Source organism: Cupriavidus sp. JZ107, from assembly GCF_053903255.1.
Genome location: NZ_CP096481.1, coordinates 2,139,845 through 2,160,014, shown reverse-complemented (window position 1 = coordinate 2,160,014; position 20,170 = coordinate 2,139,845). Strand labels below are relative to the sequence as shown.

General features: G+C 68.1%; 20 protein-coding genes. 14 read left to right on the top strand and 6 right to left on the bottom strand.

The window, feature by feature from the left end; genetic code table 11:
• Nucleotides 1-7: 7 nt before the first annotated feature.
• Nucleotides 8-271, bottom strand: coding sequence for a hypothetical protein (locus M1D55_RS19235; RefSeq protein WP_456281572.1), 264 nt, complete (start codon nucleotides 269-271; stop codon nucleotides 8-10).
• Nucleotides 272-494: 223 nt separating this feature from the next.
• Between M1D55_RS19235 and M1D55_RS19230 the strand changes: the two genes are divergently transcribed.
• The 10 genes from M1D55_RS19230 (at nucleotide 495) to iscX (ending at nucleotide 9,321) form a co-directional block, all read left to right on the top strand.
• Nucleotides 495-971: a low molecular weight protein-tyrosine-phosphatase gene (locus tag M1D55_RS19230; RefSeq protein ID WP_456281571.1), complete on the top strand. Its 477-nt coding sequence runs from the start codon at nucleotides 495-497 to the stop codon at nucleotides 969-971.
• Nucleotides 972-1,067: 96 nt separating this feature from the next.
• Entirely contained in the window at nucleotides 1,068-3,269 is a 2,202-nt protein-coding gene (locus M1D55_RS19225) for a site-specific recombinase (protein WP_456281570.1), read from the top strand.
• A gap of 134 nt (nucleotides 3,270-3,403) precedes the next feature.
• Entirely contained in the window at nucleotides 3,404-3,970 is a 567-nt protein-coding gene (iscR, locus tag M1D55_RS19220; protein ID WP_006577712.1) for a Fe-S cluster assembly transcriptional regulator IscR, read from the top strand.
• Between the two features lie 63 nt (nucleotides 3,971-4,033).
• Nucleotides 4,034-5,251, top strand: a complete 1,218-nt coding sequence (locus tag M1D55_RS19215) for an IscS subfamily cysteine desulfurase (RefSeq protein ID WP_023263778.1) — start codon at nucleotides 4,034-4,036, stop codon at nucleotides 5,249-5,251.
• 47 nt (nucleotides 5,252-5,298) lie between these two features.
• Nucleotides 5,299-5,703: a Fe-S cluster assembly scaffold IscU gene (gene iscU, locus M1D55_RS19210; RefSeq protein WP_053821503.1), complete on the top strand. Its 405-nt coding sequence runs from the start codon at nucleotides 5,299-5,301 to the stop codon at nucleotides 5,701-5,703.
• A 23-nt stretch (nucleotides 5,704-5,726) separates the two neighbouring features.
• Nucleotides 5,727-6,047 carry an iron-sulfur cluster assembly protein IscA gene (iscA, locus tag M1D55_RS19205; protein ID WP_023263777.1) on the top strand — a complete coding sequence of 107 codons (321 nt, stop codon included), beginning with the start codon at nucleotides 5,727-5,729 and terminating at the stop codon, nucleotides 6,045-6,047.
• A 117-nt stretch (nucleotides 6,048-6,164) separates the two neighbouring features.
• Entirely contained in the window at nucleotides 6,165-6,683 is a 519-nt protein-coding gene (hscB, locus tag M1D55_RS19200) for a Fe-S protein assembly co-chaperone HscB (RefSeq protein WP_006577716.1), read from the top strand.
• 124 nt (nucleotides 6,684-6,807) lie between these two features.
• On the top strand, nucleotides 6,808-8,673 hold the full coding sequence (gene hscA, locus M1D55_RS19195; protein WP_064573183.1) for a Fe-S protein assembly chaperone HscA: 1,866 nt from the start codon (nucleotides 6,808-6,810) through the stop codon (nucleotides 8,671-8,673).
• Between the two features lie 47 nt (nucleotides 8,674-8,720).
• A complete protein-coding gene (gene fdx / locus M1D55_RS19190) occupies nucleotides 8,721-9,059 on the top strand; it encodes an ISC system 2Fe-2S type ferredoxin (RefSeq protein WP_064573185.1) in 339 nt (112 codons plus the stop codon).
• 67 nt (nucleotides 9,060-9,126) lie between these two features.
• Nucleotides 9,127-9,321 carry a Fe-S cluster assembly protein IscX gene (gene iscX, locus M1D55_RS19185; RefSeq protein ID WP_006577719.1) on the top strand — a complete coding sequence of 65 codons (195 nt, stop codon included), beginning with the start codon at nucleotides 9,127-9,129 and terminating at the stop codon, nucleotides 9,319-9,321.
• 81 nt (nucleotides 9,322-9,402) lie between these two features.
• On the opposite strand, the gene lysS is transcribed toward iscX, so the two are convergent.
• The 3 genes from lysS to prfB all read right to left on the bottom strand — a co-directional run bounded on the left by lysS (nucleotide 9,403) and on the right by prfB (nucleotide 12,961).
• The gene (lysS, locus tag M1D55_RS19180) at nucleotides 9,403-10,935 is read right to left on the bottom strand and encodes a lysine--tRNA ligase (protein WP_006577720.1); all 1,533 of its coding nucleotides are present in this window, start codon (nucleotides 10,933-10,935) and stop codon (nucleotides 9,403-9,405) included.
• Nucleotides 10,936-10,976: 41 nt separating this feature from the next.
• Nucleotides 10,977-11,747 (bottom strand): SDR family oxidoreductase, encoded by a 771-nt coding sequence (locus M1D55_RS19175; RefSeq protein ID WP_456281569.1) that lies wholly within the window; start codon nucleotides 11,745-11,747, stop codon nucleotides 10,977-10,979.
• A 109-nt stretch (nucleotides 11,748-11,856) separates the two neighbouring features.
• Nucleotides 11,857-12,961 (bottom strand): peptide chain release factor 2 gene (prfB, locus tag M1D55_RS19170; protein ID WP_144425760.1). Its coding sequence is split into 2 segments (ribosomal slippage): nucleotides 11,857-12,879 and nucleotides 12,881-12,961, totalling 1,104 coding nucleotides; the frame shifts between segments, so codons are not numbered across the junction.
• A gap of 324 nt (nucleotides 12,962-13,285) precedes the next feature.
• On the opposite strand from prfB, the gene M1D55_RS19165 reads away from it, so the two are divergent.
• Entirely contained in the window at nucleotides 13,286-14,029 is a 744-nt protein-coding gene (locus M1D55_RS19165; RefSeq protein WP_456282739.1) for a peptidoglycan DD-metalloendopeptidase family protein, read from the top strand.
• 110 nt (nucleotides 14,030-14,139) lie between these two features.
• Here M1D55_RS19165 and recJ read toward each other — a convergent pair whose 3' ends face one another.
• On the bottom strand, nucleotides 14,140-15,837 hold the full coding sequence (gene recJ / locus M1D55_RS19160) for a single-stranded-DNA-specific exonuclease RecJ (protein WP_023264021.1): 1,698 nt from the start codon (nucleotides 15,835-15,837) through the stop codon (nucleotides 14,140-14,142).
• A 99-nt stretch (nucleotides 15,838-15,936) separates the two neighbouring features.
• Nucleotides 15,937-17,088: a hypothetical protein gene (locus M1D55_RS19155; protein ID WP_456281568.1), complete on the bottom strand. Its 1,152-nt coding sequence runs from the start codon at nucleotides 17,086-17,088 to the stop codon at nucleotides 15,937-15,939.
• Nucleotides 17,089-17,235: 147 nt separating this feature from the next.
• Between M1D55_RS19155 and M1D55_RS19150 the strand changes: the two genes are divergently transcribed.
• Genes M1D55_RS19150 through M1D55_RS19140 form a run of 3 tightly spaced genes read left to right on the top strand, consistent with a single transcriptional unit; the run spans nucleotide 17,236 to nucleotide 20,106 of the window.
• A complete protein-coding gene (locus tag M1D55_RS19150; protein ID WP_006579673.1) occupies nucleotides 17,236-18,486 on the top strand; it encodes a lipoprotein-releasing ABC transporter permease subunit in 1,251 nt (416 codons plus the stop codon).
• Complete coding sequence (gene lolD, locus M1D55_RS19145; protein WP_456281567.1) at nucleotides 18,479-19,237, top strand: lipoprotein-releasing ABC transporter ATP-binding protein LolD; 759 nt, start codon at nucleotides 18,479-18,481, stop codon at nucleotides 19,235-19,237. Before M1D55_RS19150 ends, lolD begins: the two co-directional genes overlap by 8 nt.
• A 26-nt stretch (nucleotides 19,238-19,263) precedes the next feature.
• A complete protein-coding gene (locus M1D55_RS19140; RefSeq protein ID WP_456281566.1) occupies nucleotides 19,264-20,106 on the top strand; it encodes a TatD family hydrolase in 843 nt (280 codons plus the stop codon).
• Nucleotides 20,107-20,170 lie beyond the last annotated feature (64 nt).

The window sequence follows — 20,170 nt, the reverse complement described above, 5'->3', positions numbered from 1 at the left end:
CGGCGCCTCAGAGAAGGGGAAACTGGGCAGATTCCTGATCCAGCACGATCGGCCGGCCGACCGGGAAGCGGTGGTGGCGGTCGTAGGCTTGGAAGGAAAGTGCGTCCGGGATCCAGCGGATGGCGTTCAGGTGCCGCGTTTCGACGCCTCGCACCAGGATGGCGCCGCGGTGGACGGTCACGGCTTGGCAGGGCAGCAGGATCTCGTCACGGTCGTCACCGAAGAACTCGACCTCGAGGAAGATAGACTTGGCGGGGTAGGTGGCAGGCATCGTCTTGCTGAGTGACTACTGTATGAATGTACAGTATATCGCCGTCTGCCTGACAAGGTCACGATTTGCCTGTTCTGGGCAGTAGAATCGCCGTCGGAAAAACGCGCGCCCCAAAATCGCTACTGTTCAAAACCAACGGTAACTATCTGATTTTATTAGGACGTGTTTGCCGGTTTTTGTCCATGTTGAAGGCCGCGCGTTCTTCAATAAAGTGTTGATTTGTATGAAGAAATTTTCCGTTTTGATGTGCTGCATGGGTAATATCTGCCGCTCGCCGACCGCGGAAGGCGTGCTGCGCGCCAAGCTTGCGCAGGCCGGCCTCGCCGACGCCGTCGAGGTCGATTCGGCCGGCACCCACAGCTATCACCTCGGCCACGCGCCCGACCGCCGCGCGCAACAGCATGCGCTGGCGCGCGGCTATGACCTGGCCGGGCAGCGGGCGCGGCTGGCGGCGGTCGAAGATTTCGGCCGCTTCGATCTGGTGCTGGCGATGGACCGCGACAACCTGGCGCGGCTGCAGGCGCTGTGCCCGCCCGAGCATCGCCACAAGGTCAAGCTGCTGATGCACTTCGCGACCCGGCACGACGCCGATGAAGTGCCCGATCCCTACTACGGCGAAGGCGACGGCTTCGAGCGCGTGCTCGATTACGTCGAGGACGCCTGCGACGGCATCGTCGCGATGCTGCGCCAGCAGCAATGACCATGGGGCCGCGCCGCGGCCCGTCTGTTCTGCTTCCCACCGGCGCGCGTCCGAGCTGATTCGCGTGAATCGCGCCAGTCTTACCCTCCTTTCCCGATGTTTCGATCCCTGCTTCGCAAATGGCGCGAGTCGCGCAATGCCAGCCTGCAACTGGACGCCATCCTGTCCGCCGCCAATCCCGACGGTGCGCTGGCGGAGCGGAACGGCTGGCTGATCGAACTCGGCTATTGGCTGCGGCGCGACGGTCTGCCGGCCGACGACGCGACGGAAGCCGCCGGCCAGGACACCACCTGGCGCGAGCATGTCCGCTTGCGCTACCTGCTGCAGGTGCTGGAACGCAATCCGGAGCTCGCCGCACGCTTTGCGCGGACGATCCGATCGATCGTGCGCGACAACGATCCCACGGGCCTGTTCTGCGACACCGGCGTCGCCTCGCACCCCGGCTTCTGGGGCGAGATGATGGACCGCGTGCAGGCGCGCTTCCTGTCGCCGCCGCCGAACCGCGGCGATATGGCGGACCTGTTCGCGCTGCTGTTCGTCGGCGAGCGCGACGCCGACTGGGTGGCGGCGCTCGACGCCGAACTGCTCGATCGCCTCGGCGCGCTGCTGATGTTTGCGCCGGAGCAGGGCGGCGGGTTTGAAGACGAAGCCGAGGACAACGTCGGCGAACAAGCGGACGGCGAGGTTGGCGGCGCCTCCCCCGATCACGATAACGAGCTTGCCACCCATGCCGCCTCGGCGGCCGGCCAGGCGCTGCACGCGCGCTACCGTGACGATTTCGCCCGCACGCTGGCCAGCAGCATCCAGGTGCTGGCCAGCCAGGTGCGGGCGACCGGCCTGAGCCAGGCGATTCGCGCGCGTCTGCCGGGCCGGGTCGAAGACACGCCGTTCTTCCGCCTCGGCCCGGCCGTCGCCGCGCTGTGCGAGGAGGGGCTGCCGCGCGACAGCGATGCCTTCCGGCACCGCCTGAACTACTGCCGCGCCCTGCTCGACGGCTGCCACGACGCGGCGCGCCATGTCTATGCGGACCTGGAAGAGAACGGGGTCTCGGTCGAGGTCGTGTTCCAGATCGAGCGGATGAAGGTGCGGCTCGCCCGCATCGACATGCTGCTGGCCGCCTGGGTCGACCCGTCGCGCCGCGGCAAGGTGGCGCAACTGGCGGGCGAGCTGATCCGCACGACGCAGGCGCGCCGCAGCGTCAAGCATCTGGCCGCGGAGTCCTTCTCGCAGCTGGCGCGCAAGGTGGTCGAGCGTTCGGCCGAGAGCGGCGAACACTACATCACGCGCGATCGCAAGGAATACGGCGAGCTGGTGCGCGCGGCGGCCGGCGGCGGCCTGATCACGGTAGCTACGGTCTATCTGAAGTTCCTGATCTACGGCCTGCATCTGGACAAGTTCATCGAAGGGGTGCTGGCCTCGCTGAACTATGCCGGCAGCTTCCTGGCGATCCACTTCGCCCATTTCACGCTGGCGACCAAGCAGCCGGCGATGACGGGCCCGGCGCTGGCGCACCGGCTCGATGCGGTCGGGCGGCCGGAGGGCAGGGAGGCCTTCGTCGACGACACCATCGCGATGATCCGCTCCAACGCGGCGGCCATCGTCGGCAACCTCGCGGTGGTGTTTCCGGTGGCGCTGGCAATCCAGTGGCTGGCCGGCAAGCTGCTGTCGGTCAACCTGATCACGCCGGACAAGGCGATCGCCACCATCGAGTCGTTCTCGATCCTCGGGCCCACGCCGCTGTACGCGGTCTTCACCGGCGTGCTGCTGTGGGTCTCGAGCCTGATCGCCGGCTGGGCCGACAACTGGTTTGCGCTGCACCGGATGCACGACGTGCTGGCCTACCACCGCCGGCTGCGCTATATGCTGGGCGAGCGGGGGGCGATGCGGGTGGCCGATTTCTGGAAACGGAACGTGTCCGGCATCGCGGCCAACGTGTCGCTCGGCTTCCTGCTCGGGCTCGGCCCGGAAATCCTGAGCTTCTTCGGCCCGCATCTGGAGGTACGCCACGTGACGCTGTCGACCGGATCGGTCGGCACCGCGCTCGGCGTGCTCGGGGTCGAGGCGCTGCGGATGCCGGCCCTGTGGCTGGCGGTGGCCGGCATCGCGCTGATGGGGCTGCTGAACGTCGCCGTCAGCTTCGCGCTGGCCTTCCACATGGCGCTGCGCTCGCGCAATCTGCGCCGCGTCGATCGGCGGGCGTTGAGTGCCGCGGTACGGGCGCGCATCCTGCGCCATCCGCTGTCGCTGATCGTGCCGCCGCGCCAGGCGCCGGCAGGGCCCGGAACCCGCGCGGCCTAGTCAGCCCGGTCTCCAGATGCCGGGAAGACCCCACCGTCACCGCGGTATCTGCCGCACAAGTGACATGGGTAGTTGACCGATTTAGTCGGGAAATTTATACTTGACGAAATTCATCAGGTATTACCCCCGCAATCATGAGATTGACGACCAAAGGCCGCTTCGCGGTGACCGCCATGATCGACCTGGCCATGCGCCAGGACCAGGGGCCGGTGACGCTGGCCGGCATCAGCCAACGCCAGAAGATCTCGCTGTCCTACCTGGAACAGCTGTTCGCCAAGCTGCGCCGGCACCAGATCGTCGAGAGCGTGCGTGGCCCGGGCGGCGGATACAGCCTGGCGCGCAAGTCCGAGGACGTGACGGTGGCCGACATCATCATCGCGGTGGACGAGCCGCTCGACGCGACCCAGTGCGGTGGCAAGGGCAACTGCAATGGCGACGAGAATACCGGCCGCTGCATGACCCACGAGCTGTGGGCGACGCTGAATCAGAAGATGGTCGAGTATCTGGACTCGGTCTCGCTGAAGGATCTGGTCGAGCAGCAGCGCGCCCGCCAGCCCGGCGTGCTGCGCGACATGCGTGAGGACGGCGGCGCCCGCCAGCCGGCACCGGCGGCGCGCGCGCAGCCCAGCGCGGCGGAAAAGGCGGACAAGCCCGCCCGGCCCAAGATGGTGAATTCGGTTTTCAGCCTGGCGCAGTCCTGAGCGGACCGCGGCCAGGCGACGCACAATGTCCCACCCGGCAGTCAAAACAAGGCAGTGACAACGATGAGCACCCCACATTTCCCGATCTACATGGATTATTCGGCCACCACGCCGGTGGACCCGCGCGTGGCGGACAAGATGATTCCGTATCTGCGCGAGCAGTTCGGCAATCCCGCCTCGCGCAGCCACGCCTACGGCTGGGAAGCCGAGAAGGCCGTCGAGGAAGCGCGCGAGCAGGTCGCGGCGCTGGTCGGCGCCGATCCGCGCGAGATCGTCTGGACCTCCGGCGCGACCGAGTCCGACAACCTGGCGATCAAGGGCGCGGCCAATTTCTACTCGGGCAAGGGCAAGCACATCATCACGGTCAAGACCGAACACAAGGCCGTGCTCGACACCACGCGGGAGCTGGAGCGCCAGGGTTTCGAGGTCACCTACCTCGACGTGCAGGAAAACGGCCTGATCGACATCGAGGTGTTCAAGCAGGCGCTGCGCCCTGACACCATCCTGGTGTCGGTGATGCTGGTCAACAACGAGATCGGCGTGATCCAGGACATCGAGCAGATCGGCGAGATCTGCCGCGAGAAGGGCATCATCTTCCATTGCGACGCCGCGCAGGCCACCGGCAAGGTCGGGATCGACCTGTCGAAGCTGAAGGTCGACCTGATGTCGTTCTCGGCGCACAAGACCTATGGCCCGAAGGGCATCGGCGCGCTGTATGTCCGCCGCAAGCCGCGCGTGCGCATCGAGGCGCAGATGCACGGCGGCGGCCACGAGCGCGGCATGCGTTCGGGCACGCTGGCCACGCACCAGATCGTCGGCATGGGTGAAGCCTTCCGCATCGCCCGCGAGGAAATGGCGACCGAGAACGAGCGCATCCGCATGCTGCGCGACCGCCTGTGGAACGGCCTGTCGGGCATGGAAGAGGTCTATCTGAACGGCGATTTCGAGCGCCGCGTGCCGCACAACCTGAACGTCAGCTTCAACTTCGTCGAAGGCGAGTCGCTGATCATGGCGATCAAGGATGTCGCCGTGTCGTCGGGCTCGGCCTGCACCTCGGCCTCGCTGGAGCCGTCCTATGTGCTGCGCGCGCTGGGCCGCAACGACGAGCTGGCGCACAGCTCGATCCGCTTCACCGTCGGCCGCTTCACCACCGAACAGGAGATCGATTACACGGTCGAACTGTTGAAGAGCAAGATCGGCAAGCTGCGCGACCTGTCCCCGCTGTGGGAGATGTACAAGGACGGCGTGGACCTGAATTCGATTCAATGGGCGGCGCATTGAACGCTGTCCATCCGACCCCATAAAAGATACGTCACAGAGGTAGCCAAATGTCTTACTCCAACAAGGTACTCGACCACTACGAAAACCCCCGTAACGTCGGCTCGTTCGACAAGAACGACGACGCCGTCGGCACCGGCATGGTCGGCGCGCCGGCCTGCGGCGACGTGATGAAGCTGCAGATCAAGGTCAACGAGCAGGGCGTGATCGAGGACGCGAAGTTCAAGACCTACGGTTGCGGCTCGGCAATCGCCTCGTCGTCGCTGGTGACCGAGTGGGTCAAGGGCAAGACCGTGGACCAGGCGCTGGAGATCAAGAACACCCAGATCGCCGAGGAACTGGCGCTGCCGCCGGTCAAGATCCACTGCTCGATCCTGGCCGAGGACGCGATCAAGGCCGCGGTCGAGGACTACAAGAAGAAGCACGCGGGCGCCCCGACGCAGCAGGCCGCCTGAGCGATCGAAGGGAAGTGGTAGCGATGATCACATTGACCGAAAAAGCCGCGAAGCACGTTTCGCGCTATCTGGACCGCCGGGGCAAGGGCATCGGCCTGCGGCTCGGCGTCAAGACGACCGGCTGTTCCGGCCTGGCGTACAAGCTCGAGTATGTCGACGAGCTGCAGCCGGAGGACCAGGTGTTCGAGTCGCACGGCGTCAAGGTGGTGGTCGATCCCAAGAGCCTGCCCTATATCGACGGCACCGAGCTCGACTTCGCCCGCGAAGGGTTGAACGAAGGCTTCCGCTTCAACAACCCGAACGTCAAGGACGAGTGCGGTTGCGGCGAATCGTTCCGCGTGTAAGGCCGGCGGCCTGAGCGTTTTCCTCTCCCGCTGGCGGGAGAGGGCCGGGCACGGTGGCGGCGCCTCGCGCATCGGCGCGCGCCGCCGCCCCCGCCACAGCCTTCCAGCAGGACTACCTTGAAAGACGATTACTTTGCCCTGTTCGGGCTGCCGGCCCGCTTTACCGTCGACGAGGCCGCGCTCGACGCCGCCTACCGCACGGTGCAATCGCAGGCCCATCCGGACCGCTTTGCCCATGCCGGCGACGCCGAACGGCGCGTCGCGATGCAATGGGCCGCGCATGCGAACGAGGCGTACCGGACCCTGCGCCAGCCGCTCAAGCGCGCGATCTATCTGCTGTCGCTGCGCGGCATCGATATCCAGGCCGAGAACAATACGGCCATGGCGCCCGATTTCCTGATGCAGCAGATGGAATGGCGCGAGGCGCTGCAGGATGCGGTACAGCAGCGCGACGCCGCGGCGCTGGACGCGCTGCTGCGTTCGCTTCGGCAGGAGAAGCGCGAGCGCCAGAGCGCGCTCGGCGGCCTGCTCGATGCCGGCGACGACGAGGCCGCGGCGGCCGCGGCGCGCCAGCTGATGTTCGTCGAGAAGATCGAGCACGACGCGAGCGAGGCGATCGACCGCCTCGAAGGCTAGCGCGGCCGGCACCATCGCGGGGGCCATGACACAATGGCGCCCCGGCAAAAGCGGGTAATGCGGCGGTACGCGCTGGTCGTTCGCCCGGCCATCGCGCCGCCTGCCCCGACAACAGAAGATTGACATGGCACTGCTTCAGATTTCCGAACCCGGCATGTCGCCGGCGCCCCACCAGCGACGGCTCGCGGTCGGTATCGACCTCGGCACCACCAATTCGCTGGTGGCGGCCGTTCGCAACAGCATTCCCGAGGTGCTGGCCGACGAGAGCGGCCGCACGCTGCTGCCGTCGGTGGTGCGCTATCTGCCGAACCGGACCGCGCAGATCGGCTTCCGCGCGCAGGAAGAGGCGGTGCGCGACCCCAAGAACACGATCGTCTCGGTCAAGCGCTTCATGGGCCGTGGCCTGCACGACGTCGCGCATATCGAGCACACCCCGTACGACTTCGTCGACGCGCCCGGCATGCTGCAGATCAAGACCGTCGCCGGCGTCAAGAGCCCGGTCGAGGTGTCGGCCGAGATCCTGGCCACGCTGCGCCAACGCGCCGAGGATGCGCTGGGCGACGACCTGGTCGGCGCGGTGATCACCGTGCCCGCCTATTTCGACGACGCGCAGCGCCAGGCGACCAAGGACGCGGCGCGTCTGGCCGGCCTCGAAGTGCTGCGCCTGCTGAACGAGCCGACCGCGGCGGCGATTGCCTACGGGCTCGACAACGCCTCGGAAGGGATCTACGCGGTCTACGACCTGGGCGGCGGCACCTTCGATATCTCGGTGCTGAAACTGACCAAGGGCGTCTTCGAGGTGATGGCGACCGGCGGCGATTCCGCGCTGGGCGGCGACGACTTCGACCAGCGGCTGGTCTGCTGGATCGTCGAGCAGGCCGGCCTGCAACCGCTGTCGGCCGAGGACACGCGCCTGCTGATGGTGCGCGCGCGCGCCGCCAAGGAGGCGCTGTCGGAGGCCGACAGCACGGTGATCGACGCGGTGCTGGGCACCGGCGAGATCGTCCACCTGCCCTTGACCGCCGAGCAGTTCCGCGAGATGACCGCGCATCTGGTGCAGAAGACGCTGGCGCCGGTGCGCAAGGCCCTGCGCGATGCCGGCGTGGCGCCCGACGAGGTCAAGGGCGTGGTGCTGGTCGGCGGCGCCACGCGCATGCCGTCGATCCGCAAGGCGGTCGCCGATTTCTTCGGCCAGCCGCCGCTGACCAATCTCGATCCGGACAAGGTGGTCGCGCTGGGCGCGGCGATGCAGGCCAATCTGCTGGCCGGCAACCATGCGCCGGGCGAGGACTGGCTGCTGCTCGACGTGATTCCGCTGTCGCTGGGCGTCGAAACGATGGGCGGCCTGGTCGAGAAGATCATTCCCCGCAACAGCACGATCCCGGTCGCCCGCGCGCAGGAGTTCACCACCTTCAAGGATGGCCAGACCGCGATGGCGATCCATGTGCTGCAGGGCGAGCGCGAACTGGCCAGCGACTGCCGTTCGCTGGCGCGCTTCGAGCTGCGCGGCATTCCGCCGATGGTGGCCGGCGCCGCCCGTATTCGCGTGACCTACCAGGTCGACGCCGATGGGCTGCTGTCGGTCTCCGCGCGCGAGCTGCATTCCGGCGTCGAGGCCTCGATCACCGTCAAGCCCTCGTATGGTCTCGGCGACGACGATATCGCCCGGATGCTGCAGGACAGCTTCCGCGAGGCCGAGCATGACATGAAGAGCCGTGCGCTGGCCGAGGAGCGGGTCGAGGCCGAACGCCTGCTCGAGGCCACGCGCAGCGCGCTGCAGGCCGACGGCGATCTGCTGTCGGACGACGAGCGCGCCCAGGTCGAAGCGCTGATGGCGCAGGTCCGCGAGACCGCCGCCGACGACGACCATCTGGCGATCAAGGCCGCCATCGAAACGCTGTCGCGCGGCACCGACGAGTTTGCCGCCCGGCGCATGGACCGCTCGATCAAGAACGCGCTTGCCGGCCGCAAGGTGCAGGAGCTCGGCTGAAGGGCGCTCGCCACGGGACGCCCGTCACCCCCACATCAGGACCTGATATGCCACAGATTGTCGTACTGCCCCACGCCGAATACTGCCCCGAGGGCGCCGTCATCGAAGCCAAGAAGGGCACCAGCATCTGCGACGTGCTGCTCGAACATGACATCGAGATCGAGCACGCCTGCGAGAAGTCGTGCGCCTGCACCACCTGCCACGTGGTGGTGCGCGAGGGCTTCGATTCGCTGAACGGGGCCGAAGAGAAAGAGGAAGACCTGCTCGACAAGGCCTGGGGCCTCGAGCCGAATTCCCGGCTGTCCTGCCAGGCGATCGTCGCCGACGAAGACCTGACCATCGAGATTCCCAAATACACGATCAACCACGCCAAGGAAGGCCACTGAGCCCTGCATTGCCTGCCCGGGCGGCATGGCAACCCCGACGGCGAACGAAGACCTTGGAGAACCCCTGATGAAATGGACCGACACCTATGACATCGCGGCGGCGCTGTACGACAAGTACCCCGACGTCGATCCGCTGACCGTGCGCTTCACCGACCTGCGCCGCTGGGTGCTGGAACTGGACGGATTCGACGACCTGCCCGAGCGTTCGGGCGAAAAGATCCTCGAGGCCATCCAGGCAGCGTGGATCGCGGAAGCCGAGTAGGCTGCGGACGCAAAAAAAAAGCGCGCTTCATGGAAGCGCGCTTTTTGTTTGGCCGCCGGCCGGGCCCCGCGGGCCCTTGGCTCAGTCTTCCCGCCGCAGATGCGGGAACAGGATCACGTCGCGGATGTTCGGGCTGTCGGTCAGCAGCATCACCAGGCGGTCGATGCCGATGCCGCAGCCGCCCGTCGGGGGCATGCCATATTCCAGCGCGCGGATGTAGTCGGCGTCGAAATACATCGCCTCTTCGTCGCCGGCATCCTTCTGCTCGACCTGCTTGCGGAAGCGCTCGGCCTGGTCCTCGGCATCGTTGAGCTCCGAGAAGCCGTTGGCGATCTCGCGGCCGGTAATGAACAGCTCGAAACGCTCGGTGATGCCAGGCACCGTATCGGAGGCCCGCGCCAGCGGCGATACCTCGACCGGATAGTCGACGATGAAGGTCGGCTCCCACAGCTGGCTCTCGGCAGTCTCCTCGAACAGCACCAGTTGCAGCGTGCCCAGGCCCGCGTTCAGGAATTGCGGCGCGCTGGTGTTGACGCCGAACTTCTTCAGCTCCGCGCGCAGGAAGTCGGCATCGGCCAGCTGCGCATCGGTGTATTGGGGCGCGTACTTCTGGATCGCCTGCGTGATGGTCAGCCGGTGGAAGGGCTTGCCCAGGTCCAGCTCGCGGCCCTGATAGGTCAGCGTCGCGCTGCCGCGCGCGTCGATCGCCGCCTTGCGGATCAGGTCCTCGGTGAAGTCCATCAGCCACCGGTAGTCGGTATAGGCCGCGTAGAACTCCATCATCGTGAACTCGGGGTTGTGGCGCGGGCTGACCCCCTCGTTGCGGAAATTGCGGTTGATCTCGAACACGCGCTCGAAGCCGCCGACGATCAGCCGCTTCAGATAGAGCTCGGGCGCGATGCGCAGGAACATCTGCATGTCCAGCGCATTGTGGTGCGTGATGAAGGGCTTGGCCGCGGCGCCGCCGGGAATCGGATGCAGCATCGGCGTTTCGACTTCCATGAAGCCGGCCTCGGCCATATGGCGGCGCAGCGACGAGATCGCCTCGGTTCGGGCGCGGAACGTTGCGCGCGTCTCCGGCGAGACGATCAGGTCGACATAGCGCTGGCGGTACTTCATTTCCTGGTCGGCCAGGCCGTGGAACTTGTCCGGCAGCGGGCGCAGCGACTTCGACAGCAGGCGCAGCTCCTGCACCTGCACCGACAGTTCGCCCTTGTTGGTGCGGAACAGCAGCCCGCGCGCGCTGACGATGTCGCCCAGGTCCCAGTGCTTGAACTGCGCGTAGACCTCTTCGCCGACCTTGTCGCGCGTGATGTAGAACTGGATCTGGCCGCTGCCGTCCTGCACCGTGGCGAAGCTGGCCTTGCCCATCACGCGCTTGAGCATCATGCGGCCGGCCACCGCGACCTCGACCGGATTGGCCTCGAGCGCGGCCTGGTCGGCCTCGCCGTACTGCGCGTGCAGGCCGGCGGCCTGGTGGGTCGGGCGGAAGTCGTTGGGGAAGGCGACGCCTTGCTGACGCAGCGCCTGCAGCTTCTCGCGCCGTTCGGCAATGATCTTGTTTTCGTCGACGGCGGGGGCCTGCTCGGCAGGCGCGCGGGTGGGTTCGGTCATGATGTCGTCAAAGGGCGGGGCACGAGGGCCGCGCGGGAAAGTCAGGTATTGCGGATATCGTCGAGTTCGGTGCTGCCGAAGTCGGCGCGCTGCAGATAGGCGGCGATGCGGGCGGCGGCCTCGTCGGGGCTGGTCAATTGCGCGTTGGCCTTCAGCGAGCGGAAGCGTTCGACCTGGGCGAAGTCGGCCTCGCGGATCGCGGCCTGCATGCCGGTATCGACCACGCCCGGGGCCAGCGCCACCGCGCGCACGCCGCGCTCGGCCGGCAGCGACGCGTATTCGGCATTGACCGAGCGCACGAACATGTCGAGCGCCGCCTTGCCGGCGCAGTAGGCGCTCCAGCCCTCGACCGGCCGGCGCGCGGCGCCGGACGAGATCGCCAGCACCTTGCGTGGGCAGCCGAAGCGCTCGCTGCGCGCCAGGAAGGCCGCGGTCATCGTCATCGGCGACACCAGGTTGGTCATCAGGTGCGGCACCAGCGTGGCCTCCTGCAGCTCGGCGATCGGCGCGATTGGCTCGATCACGCCGGCGTTCAGCACCAGCGTCGCGCTGGCGGGGGCATCGACGCTGTCGAGCACGCTCGCCAGCCAGCTTGCCCCCTGCGCGGGTTTGGACAGGTCCTGCAGGTGCCAGGCGATCGGCACGCCGCTGGCCTGCGCGGCCTGCTCCAGTTCCGCGTTGCGGCTGCGCGCCACGCACACCAGCCGGTTGCCGGGGACCATCAGCGCGCGCACCAGCGCCGCGCCCAGCCCGCGCGAGGCGCCGGTGACAATGATCAGATGGGATGCGTCGGTCGATGCGGCTGTGGTCATGGATATCGCCCTGGCGGAGAGAGGTCGGACCCCGCGGCACGGCCGCGCCGCGGGATGGATGGCGCGAGCGGGCGCCGGTCCTGCTGGTGCTGCAACGCTCGGCCTGCGCTTACAGGCCCTGTTTCAGGCTCGCCTCGATGAAGTTGTCCAGGTCGCCGTCCAGTACCTTCTGCGTGTTGGACATTTCGACGTTGGTGCGCAGGTCCTTGATGCGGCTCTGGTCCAGCACGTACGAGCGGATCTGGTGGCCCCAGCCCACATCGGTCTTGGTCGATTCGAGCTTGTCGGCCTCGGCCTGGCGCTTGCGCATCTCGTGTTCGTACAGGCGCGACTTCAGCATCGACATCGCCTCGGCGCGGTTGCGGTGCTGCGAGCGGTCGTTCTGGCACTGCACGACGATGCCGGTCGGGATATGCGTGATCCGCACCGCCGAATCGGTCTTGTTGATGTGCTGGCCGCCCGCGCCGGAAGCGCGATAGGTATCGACGCGCAGGTCCGCCGGATTGATCTCGACCTCGAACGAGTCGTCGACCTCCGGATAGACGAACACCGACGAGAACGAGGTGTGCCGGCCGCCCGACGAATCGAACGGCGACTTGCGCACCAGCCGGTGCACGCCGGTCTCGGTACGCAGATAGCCGAACGCGTATTCGCCCTCGACCTTGATCGTGGCGCTCTTGATGCCGGCGACGTCGCCCTCGGATTCTTCCAGTACTTCGGCCTTGAAGCCCTTGCGCTCGCAGTACTTCAGGTACTGGCGCAGCAGCATCGAGGCCCAGTCGCACGCCTCGGTACCGCCGGCGCCGGCCTGGATGTCGATGAAGGCATTGGCCTGATCGAGTTCGCCGGAGAACATGCGGCGGAACTCCATGTCGGCGACGGTCGCCTCGAAGCCCTTGACGTCCTCTTCGATCGACACCAGCGTGTCGTCGTCGCCCTCTTCACGCGCGAGCTCGAACAGCTCCTGCGCGCTTTCCAGATCCTCGGTCAGCTTGCCCAGTACCTGGACCACGCCTTCGAGCATCTTCTTTTCCTTGCCGAGATCCTGGGCCCGCTTCGGGTTGTTCCAGACCTCGGGGTCCTCCAGTTCGCCGTTGACTTCGGCCAGACGTCCTACCTTGACGTCGTAGTCAAAGATACCCCCGTAGATCTTCCGTCCGGGAACGGAGATCGGAGATGGCGCCGGAGATGGCGTTGAGGCGTTCTGCTTCCATGGTGTTCTTGCGCTTTGAAAACCGTGAATTATAGCGGAACGGGGAGGCATTCCCCGGGCAATGACGGATAATGCGCCGCGCGGAAGGCCGCGCATGGCGCCCGCCGCCGGCGCGCTCGCCGGGGCCCGCGAAGGCCATTTCCCGAGGGCGAGCCGAACTGTGGCCGTGACCGATGGTCTACAGTTGCGGGTGCGTCAACCGTTACATCGGTGGCGCCGCTTCCGTTTTTATCCGCCGTTCCAGTCCGCCGTTGCGCCAGCCGATGCCGTAGATCGAGGCCCTCGATATTGCCGCGGGCGCCAGAATTCCGATGCAGCCATGACGATGCCAGCCACCTCGACCTTCCCGACCGCGACCGCCACCAACGACCCCGCCATCGGCCGCCGGCGCGCCATCGCCGCGTTGGCCGCCACGATGCTGGCGACGCTGGCCGGCTGCGGCACGGTGGGCGAGGGCGGCCCCGCGCCGGACGGCTTCTATCGCGTCCGTTCCGGCGACACGCTGTATTCGATCGCGCGCCGCCATCGCCGCTCGGTGCGCGATCTGGTGCGCTGGAACGCGTTGCCGAGCGCGGACCGCATCGAAGTCGGCCAGCTGATTCGCGTGCGGCCTGCCGCCGGCGCCGCGGCGGCGGCGAGCAACGCCAGCGGCCCGACTACGGTCGAGGACACGCCGCGTGCCGCGGCGCCGTCGAGCCGGCCGCCGTCCAGCCGCATCGCGCTGCAATGGCCGGCGGACGGCACGGTCACGCACGGCTATGCGCCGCCGTCGAGCAAGGGCCTGCGCATCGCGGTGCCGGCCAACGGCACCGTACGGGCGGCCGCGGCCGGCTGGGCGATCCACGTCGGCGCGCTGCGTGGCTACGGCACGCTGGTGATCGTCAAGCACAACGACGACTGGCTGACCGTCTACGGCAATCTGGATCAGCCGATGGTCAAGGAAGGCGCCCACGTCGACGCGGGCCAGGTGGTGGGCCGCATGGGTGCCGCGGCCAGCGAGCTGCATTTCGAGGTGCGCGGCAACGGCAAGCCGGTCGATCCGGCCAGCATGCTGCCGGCGCGGGGATAAGCGGCCGGTCTTGTCGTCCCCGCGCGGGCAGGGATCCAGCGACTGCAAACCTGGCCGCACAAGCCGCTGGACCCCGCCTGCGCGGCGGCGACAACGAGAGACGTTCCTTGCTACTGCGCGTGCTCGATCACCATCTGCACGCGCGTGACGCCGTTGAAGGTGTTGTTGTCGAGCCGGTAGGCGACCATCGCGCTGGCGCCCAGCGTGTCGGCGTGGTTGAACCAGATCGCGTCGAACTGGCGCTTGCCGCGCCCCAGCTGCAGCTTCAGATGCTTGCCCTTGAGCACGGTCTGGCGCAGCACGTCGAATTCCCCGCAGAAGGTCGGCGGCGGAAAGCCCTGGCCCCATACCTGCTGCTCCAGCAGCGAGACGAAGGCCGGATCGAAGCAGTGGTCCTCGATCTCGCCGTCGGTCTCGATCACGCGGGCCAGGTGATCGTCGGTCAGCCATTCGCGGCCGATTCCTTCGAACGCGTCCATGAAGCGCTCGAAATCGCCGGCGCGCAGCGTCAGGCCGGCCGCCATTGCATGGCCGCCGAACTTCACGAGCAGACCGGGATGGCGCTTGGAGACCAGGTCGAGCGCATCGCGCAGATGAAAGCCCGGAATCGAGCGGCCCGAGCCCTTGATCGTGGCCTCGTCGCCCGGCGCGAAGGTGATCGTCGGCCGATGGAATTTCTCCTTCAGGCGCGACGCCACGATGCCGATCACGCCCTGGTGCCAGGTGTCGTTGAACACGCTGACGGTAAAGCGCGACGACGGATCGAGCCCGTCCAGCGGACGCTCGAGGATCTGCAGCGCTTCCTGCTGCATGCCCGCCTCGATGTCGCGCCGCTCGCGGTTCATCGCATCGAGCTGCTGCGCGATCTCCCAGGCGCGCTCCGCGTCGTCGCTGAGCAGGCATTCGATGCCGAGCGACATGTCGGCCAGCCGGCCGGCGGCGTTCAGCCGCGGGCCCAGGCCGAAGCCGAGATCGAAGGTGGTGGCGCGGCTGGCCTCGCGCCCGGCCGCGCGGAACAGCGCGGCCACGCCCGCATGCATGCGGCCCGCCCGCATGCGCTTCAGGCCCTGCGCGACCAGGATGCGGTTGTTGGTATCGAGCTTGACCACGTCGGCCACGGTGCCCAGCGCGACCAGATCGAGCAGCGTGTCCAGCCGCGGCTGGCTGGCCGGCGTGAACACGCCGCGCTGGCGCAGTTCGGCGCGCAGCGCCAGCAGCACGTAGAACATCACGCCGACGCCTGCCAGGTTCTTGCTGGGGAAGCCGCAACCCGGCTGGTTCGGATTGACGATCACCGCCGCGTCGGGCAACTGGTCGCCGGGAAGATGGTGGTCGGTGACGACCACGTCGATGCCGCGCGCATTGGCCGCGGCCACGCCATCGACGCTCGCGATGCCGTTGTCGACGGTGACGATCACGTCTGGATTGCGTTGCGCCGCCAGCGCGACGATCTCCGGCGTCAGGCCGTAGCCGTACTCGAAGCGGTTCGGCACGATGTAGTCGACCTGGGCGCCCAGCATGCGCAGCCCGCGCACGCCGACCGCGCAGGCGGTGGCGCCATCGCAGTCGTAATCGGCGACGATCAGCAGCCGGCGGCGGGCCGCGATCGCGTCGGCCAGATAGACCGCGGCGCGGTCGATGCCCTTCATCGCCTGCGGCGCCATCAGCTCGGGCAGATCGGTGGCCAGCTCGCGCGCATGGGTGACGCCGCGCGCCGACAGGATGCGCGCCAGCGTCGGATGCAGGCCCAGCGCGGCGAGGGCGCTGGCGTGGTCGGGCTGGTGGGGGCGGATCGCGATGCGGGTCATGGGGTCGGAACGATAGCGGAGCAGGGGCCGGGGCGGCGGCCAGGCGAGCAAGACGGGTGGAACGGGCGCGTTGGCATCGGCATGGTCGTGCTCATGCGCTCATGCCGCCAGCGCCAGATCGGACAGCAGCGCGCGCCAGTCGCCGCGCATCCCCAGGCCGCGCCAGAACTTGCGCAGATCGCCGCGGCGCACGGTGAATTCGGCGTGATGGTCGTCGCCGCCGAGCACCAGCGTCAGCACCTGCAGCCGGCCCGCTTCGAGCGCGGCCAGCGCCGGCGCGAACCAGTCGGCCTCGAGCGCATGCAGCCGCTCGATCCAGCTGCCCCAGTCCTCGGCGATATAGGCCGAGACGCAGGCATCGAGCAGCGCCATGGCGCTGCCCCCGGCCTGCAGGGAATCCAGCGATTCAAGCGATGCCAGCGAGGACGGCAACGGCCGGCATGCGGCGCCGCCCGCCAGCGCCAGCCCGCGCAGCAGCGGATCGTCGGCCAGCACCGTATCGGCCAGCCGCGGCACCGGCCGCAGCGCGCCGCCGCCATGCAGCCAGACCGAGTTGACGGGCAGCGCGCCGTTGGCCTCGCGCGCCTGGTTGACCGGATGGTCGAACCAGGTCATCTGGATCTCGTTCTGCAGCCGGCGCCAGTCGCGCTCGCGCGGGCCGGACTGCATCCACACGTCGATATTGCGGCCGGCGGCACGCAGCGGCGGGGTAGCGTCCAGCGGGCCGAACACGGCTTCGGGCAGGTACCAGCGGCCGGGGTGCGGCGCATCCAGCGCGATGCCCGAATCGTCCAGCAGCGGCGCGATGGCCTCGCGCAGCGCGGCCGATTCGGCGGCGTCCAGCGTCAGCAGCGCCGGGTCCATCAGCACCAGATGATCGCGCGCGGCATGGATATGGACCGGCTGCAGGCAGACCCAGGAACCCTCGTCACGACCCGCCGCGGCGGCACCATGGTCGGCCAGCCGCATGTAGGGGGCGGTGGGCACGCGCGCGGTGTCCAGGCCCGCGCGCGCGGCGAGCCAGCGCTCGTGCGGCAGCGAGCGCAGCGCGGTCGGGTCGTAGCCCGAACCGTGGCGCTCGCGTGCGGTGGCGCCGGCGCGCGTCAGCAACTTTCCCAGCGCCGGCAACTCCAACTGGCGCAGCAGCGCGCCGGCAATGCCGCCACCGGCGCCGTTCGGTTCGTCCAGGCCCTCGGTATCCGCGCCGGGCGGGACCGAAAAGGGCACAATCAGGGTCAGGTGCGTCGTCATGGTTGGCGAGATTGTAAACTCGCGGCTGGCCGGTGCGTCCCGATTCACCGGATTCGCGCAGGATTTGCGCGGCGTCCGCGGGCGCCGCGGAGGCGATGGCGGCCCGGCAGGGCCCATCGCGCATTGGCAACGAACACAGGAACCGTCTTGAACTTTCCCTACGAGTGGCAGATTGGCTGGCGCTATACCCGCGCCAGCAAACGCGCCAGCCGCAATACCTTCATCTCGTTCATCTCGATGATCTCGATGCTCGGCATCGCCCTCGGCGTCGCGGCGCTGATCGTCGTGCTGTCGGTGATGAACGGCTTCCAGAAGGAGGTCCGCGACCGCATGCTGTCGGTGCTGGCGCATATCGAGGTGATCGGCCCGTCCACGCTGCCCGACTGGCGCCGCACCGCCGCCGAGGCGATGCGCAACAAGGAGGTCGTCGGCGCCGCGCCCTATGTCGCCGCGCAGGCGATGCTGACGCGCGACGACATCGTGCGCGGCGTGCTGCTGCGCGGCGTCGACCCGGCCGAGGAGCCCAAGGTCTCGGACATCGGCAAGCAGTTCAAGGCCGGCAGCCTGAACGAGCTGCAGCCCGGCGGCTTCGGCATCGTGCTCGGCGGCGAGCTGGCGGCGGCGATGGGCGTGCGCGTCGGCGACAAGGTCACGCTGGTGGCGCCGCAGGGCACCATCACGCCGGCCGGCGTGCTGCCCCGGCTCAAACAGTTCACCGTGGTCGGAGTGTATTCGTCGGGCCATTACGAGTTCGACAGCGCGCTGGCGCTGATCGACATCCAGGACGCGCAGACGCTGTTCCGGCTCGACGGTCCCAACGGCCTGCGGCTGAAGCTGGCCGACATGCAGCGCGCGCCGCAGGTCGCCGATGCGCTGGCCGGCACGCTGTCCGGCGAGCTCTATCTGCGCGACTGGTCCAAGCAGAACCGCAACTGGTTCGCCGCGGTGCAGACCGAGAAACGGATGATGTTCATCATCCTGACGCTGATCATCGCGGTGGCGGCCTTCAACCTGGTGTCGACGCTGGTGATGACCGTCACCGACAAGCAGGCCGATATCGCGATCCTGCGCACGATGGGCGCGCAGCCCGGCTCGATCATGCGCATCTTCATCGTGCAGGGCGTGGCGATCGGCTTCATCGGCACCGTGCTCGGCGTGCTAGGCGGCACGCTGATCGCGACCAATATCGACGTGATCGTGCCCTTCATCGAGCGGATCCTGCAGGTCCAGTTCCTGCCCCGCGACATCTATTTCATCAGCGAATTGCCCTCGGACCCGCGCGTGAACGACATCGCCACCATCGGCACCATTTCCTTCGTGCTGGCCATTCTGGCCACGCTCTATCCCAGCTGGCGCGCCGCCCGCGTGAACCCCGCGGAGGCGCTGCGCTATGAGTGAGGCCATGCTGAACCGCACCGCTTCCCCCGACGCCTGGCCCGAGGCCGCGCCGGCGGGCGCCACCGCCGCCGCGCAACCGATCCTGAGCGCGCAGGGCCTGTGCAAGCGTTTCCGCCAGGGCGGGCTCGACGTCGAGGTGCTGCGCGGCGTCGACCTGCGCGTCGATGCCGGCGAGAAGGTCGCCATTGTCGGCGCCTCGGGGTCCGGCAAAAGCACGCTGCTGCATGTGCTGGGCGGGCTCGACAATCCGGATTCGGGCAGCGTCGCGCTGCTCGGCAAGCCCTTCACCGATCTGCGCGAGACCGAGCGCAACCTCGTGCGCAACCGCTCGCTCGGCTTCGTCTACCAGTTCCACCATCTGCTGCCGGAGTTCACCGCGCTGGACAACGTCGCGATGCCGATGCGCATCCGCGGCCTGCGCCAGGGCGAGGCGCGCGAGGCCGCGCAGGCGATGCTGGCCCGCGTGGGCCTCGGCGAGCGTGCCAAGCACCGTCCCGGCGAGCTGTCGGGCGGCGAGCGGCAGCGCGTCGCGATCGCGCGCGCGCTGGTGGGGCAGCCCGCCTGCGTGCTGGCCGACGAGCCGACCGGCAACCTCGACGACCATACGGCCGGCGGCGTCTACGACCTGATGCTGGAGCTGTCGCGCACGCTGGGCACCAGCTTCGTGATCGTCACCCACGATCTCGATCTGGCCAATCGCTGCGACCGCGTGCTGCGGCTGCGCGACGGCCATCTGCATCGCGAACGCTGAGCGCGGCGCGCCGGAGTTCATCGCCGATGTGGATCGATACCCATTGCCACCTCGACGCGGCCGAGTTCGATGAGGACCGCGGCGCGGTGGTGACGGCCGCGGCCGCGGCCGGCGTCGGCGGCATCGTGCTGCCGGCGGTGGCGGTGTCGAACTTCGCGGCGGTACGCGCGCTGGCGCATCGCCATCCGGCCTGCGTCTACGCGCTCGGCATCCATCCGCTGTGCACGCCCGGGGCGGGGCAGGCCGATCTCGACGCGCTGCGCAGCGAGGTCGAGATCGCTCTGACCGATCCGCGCTTCGTCGGCATCGGCGAGATAGGCCTGGATTTCTTCGTGCCGGGCCTCGACGCGCAGCACCAGACCTGGCTCTATGTCGAGCAGCTGAAGATCGCGCGCGAGTTCGATCTGCCGGTGCTGCTGCATGTGCGCAAGTCGCAGGACCAGGTCGCCGCGCAACTGCGGCGCGTCGGCGTGCGGCGCGGCATCGCCCATGCGTTCAACGGCAGCGCGCAGCAGGCGCAGCGCTTCGTCGAGCAGGGCTTCAAGCTCGGCTTCGGCGGCAACGTGACGTTCAGCCGCGCGCGGCAGATCCGTCGGCTGGCGGTGGAGTTGCCGCTGGAAGCGCTGGTGCTGGAGACCGATGCGCCCGATATCGCGCCGGCCTGGCTGACCGACGACCAGTTCGGCGAGCAACGCAAGGTGCGCAACACGCCGGCCGAGGTCGCGGGCGTCGCGCGGGTGCTGACCGAACTGCGCGGCATCGACGCGGACACCTTGGCCCAGGCGACCTGGCGCAATGCGGTCGAGGCGCTGCCCCGGCTGGCCGCCTTTGCCGCGACGATGGCACCGTCCTCCGCCGTGACGGACTGACAAGTTCCGGGCCGCCGCCCGGCGGTATAAACGCGGGCATCGTGATCCCTTGATCGGGGGCGTG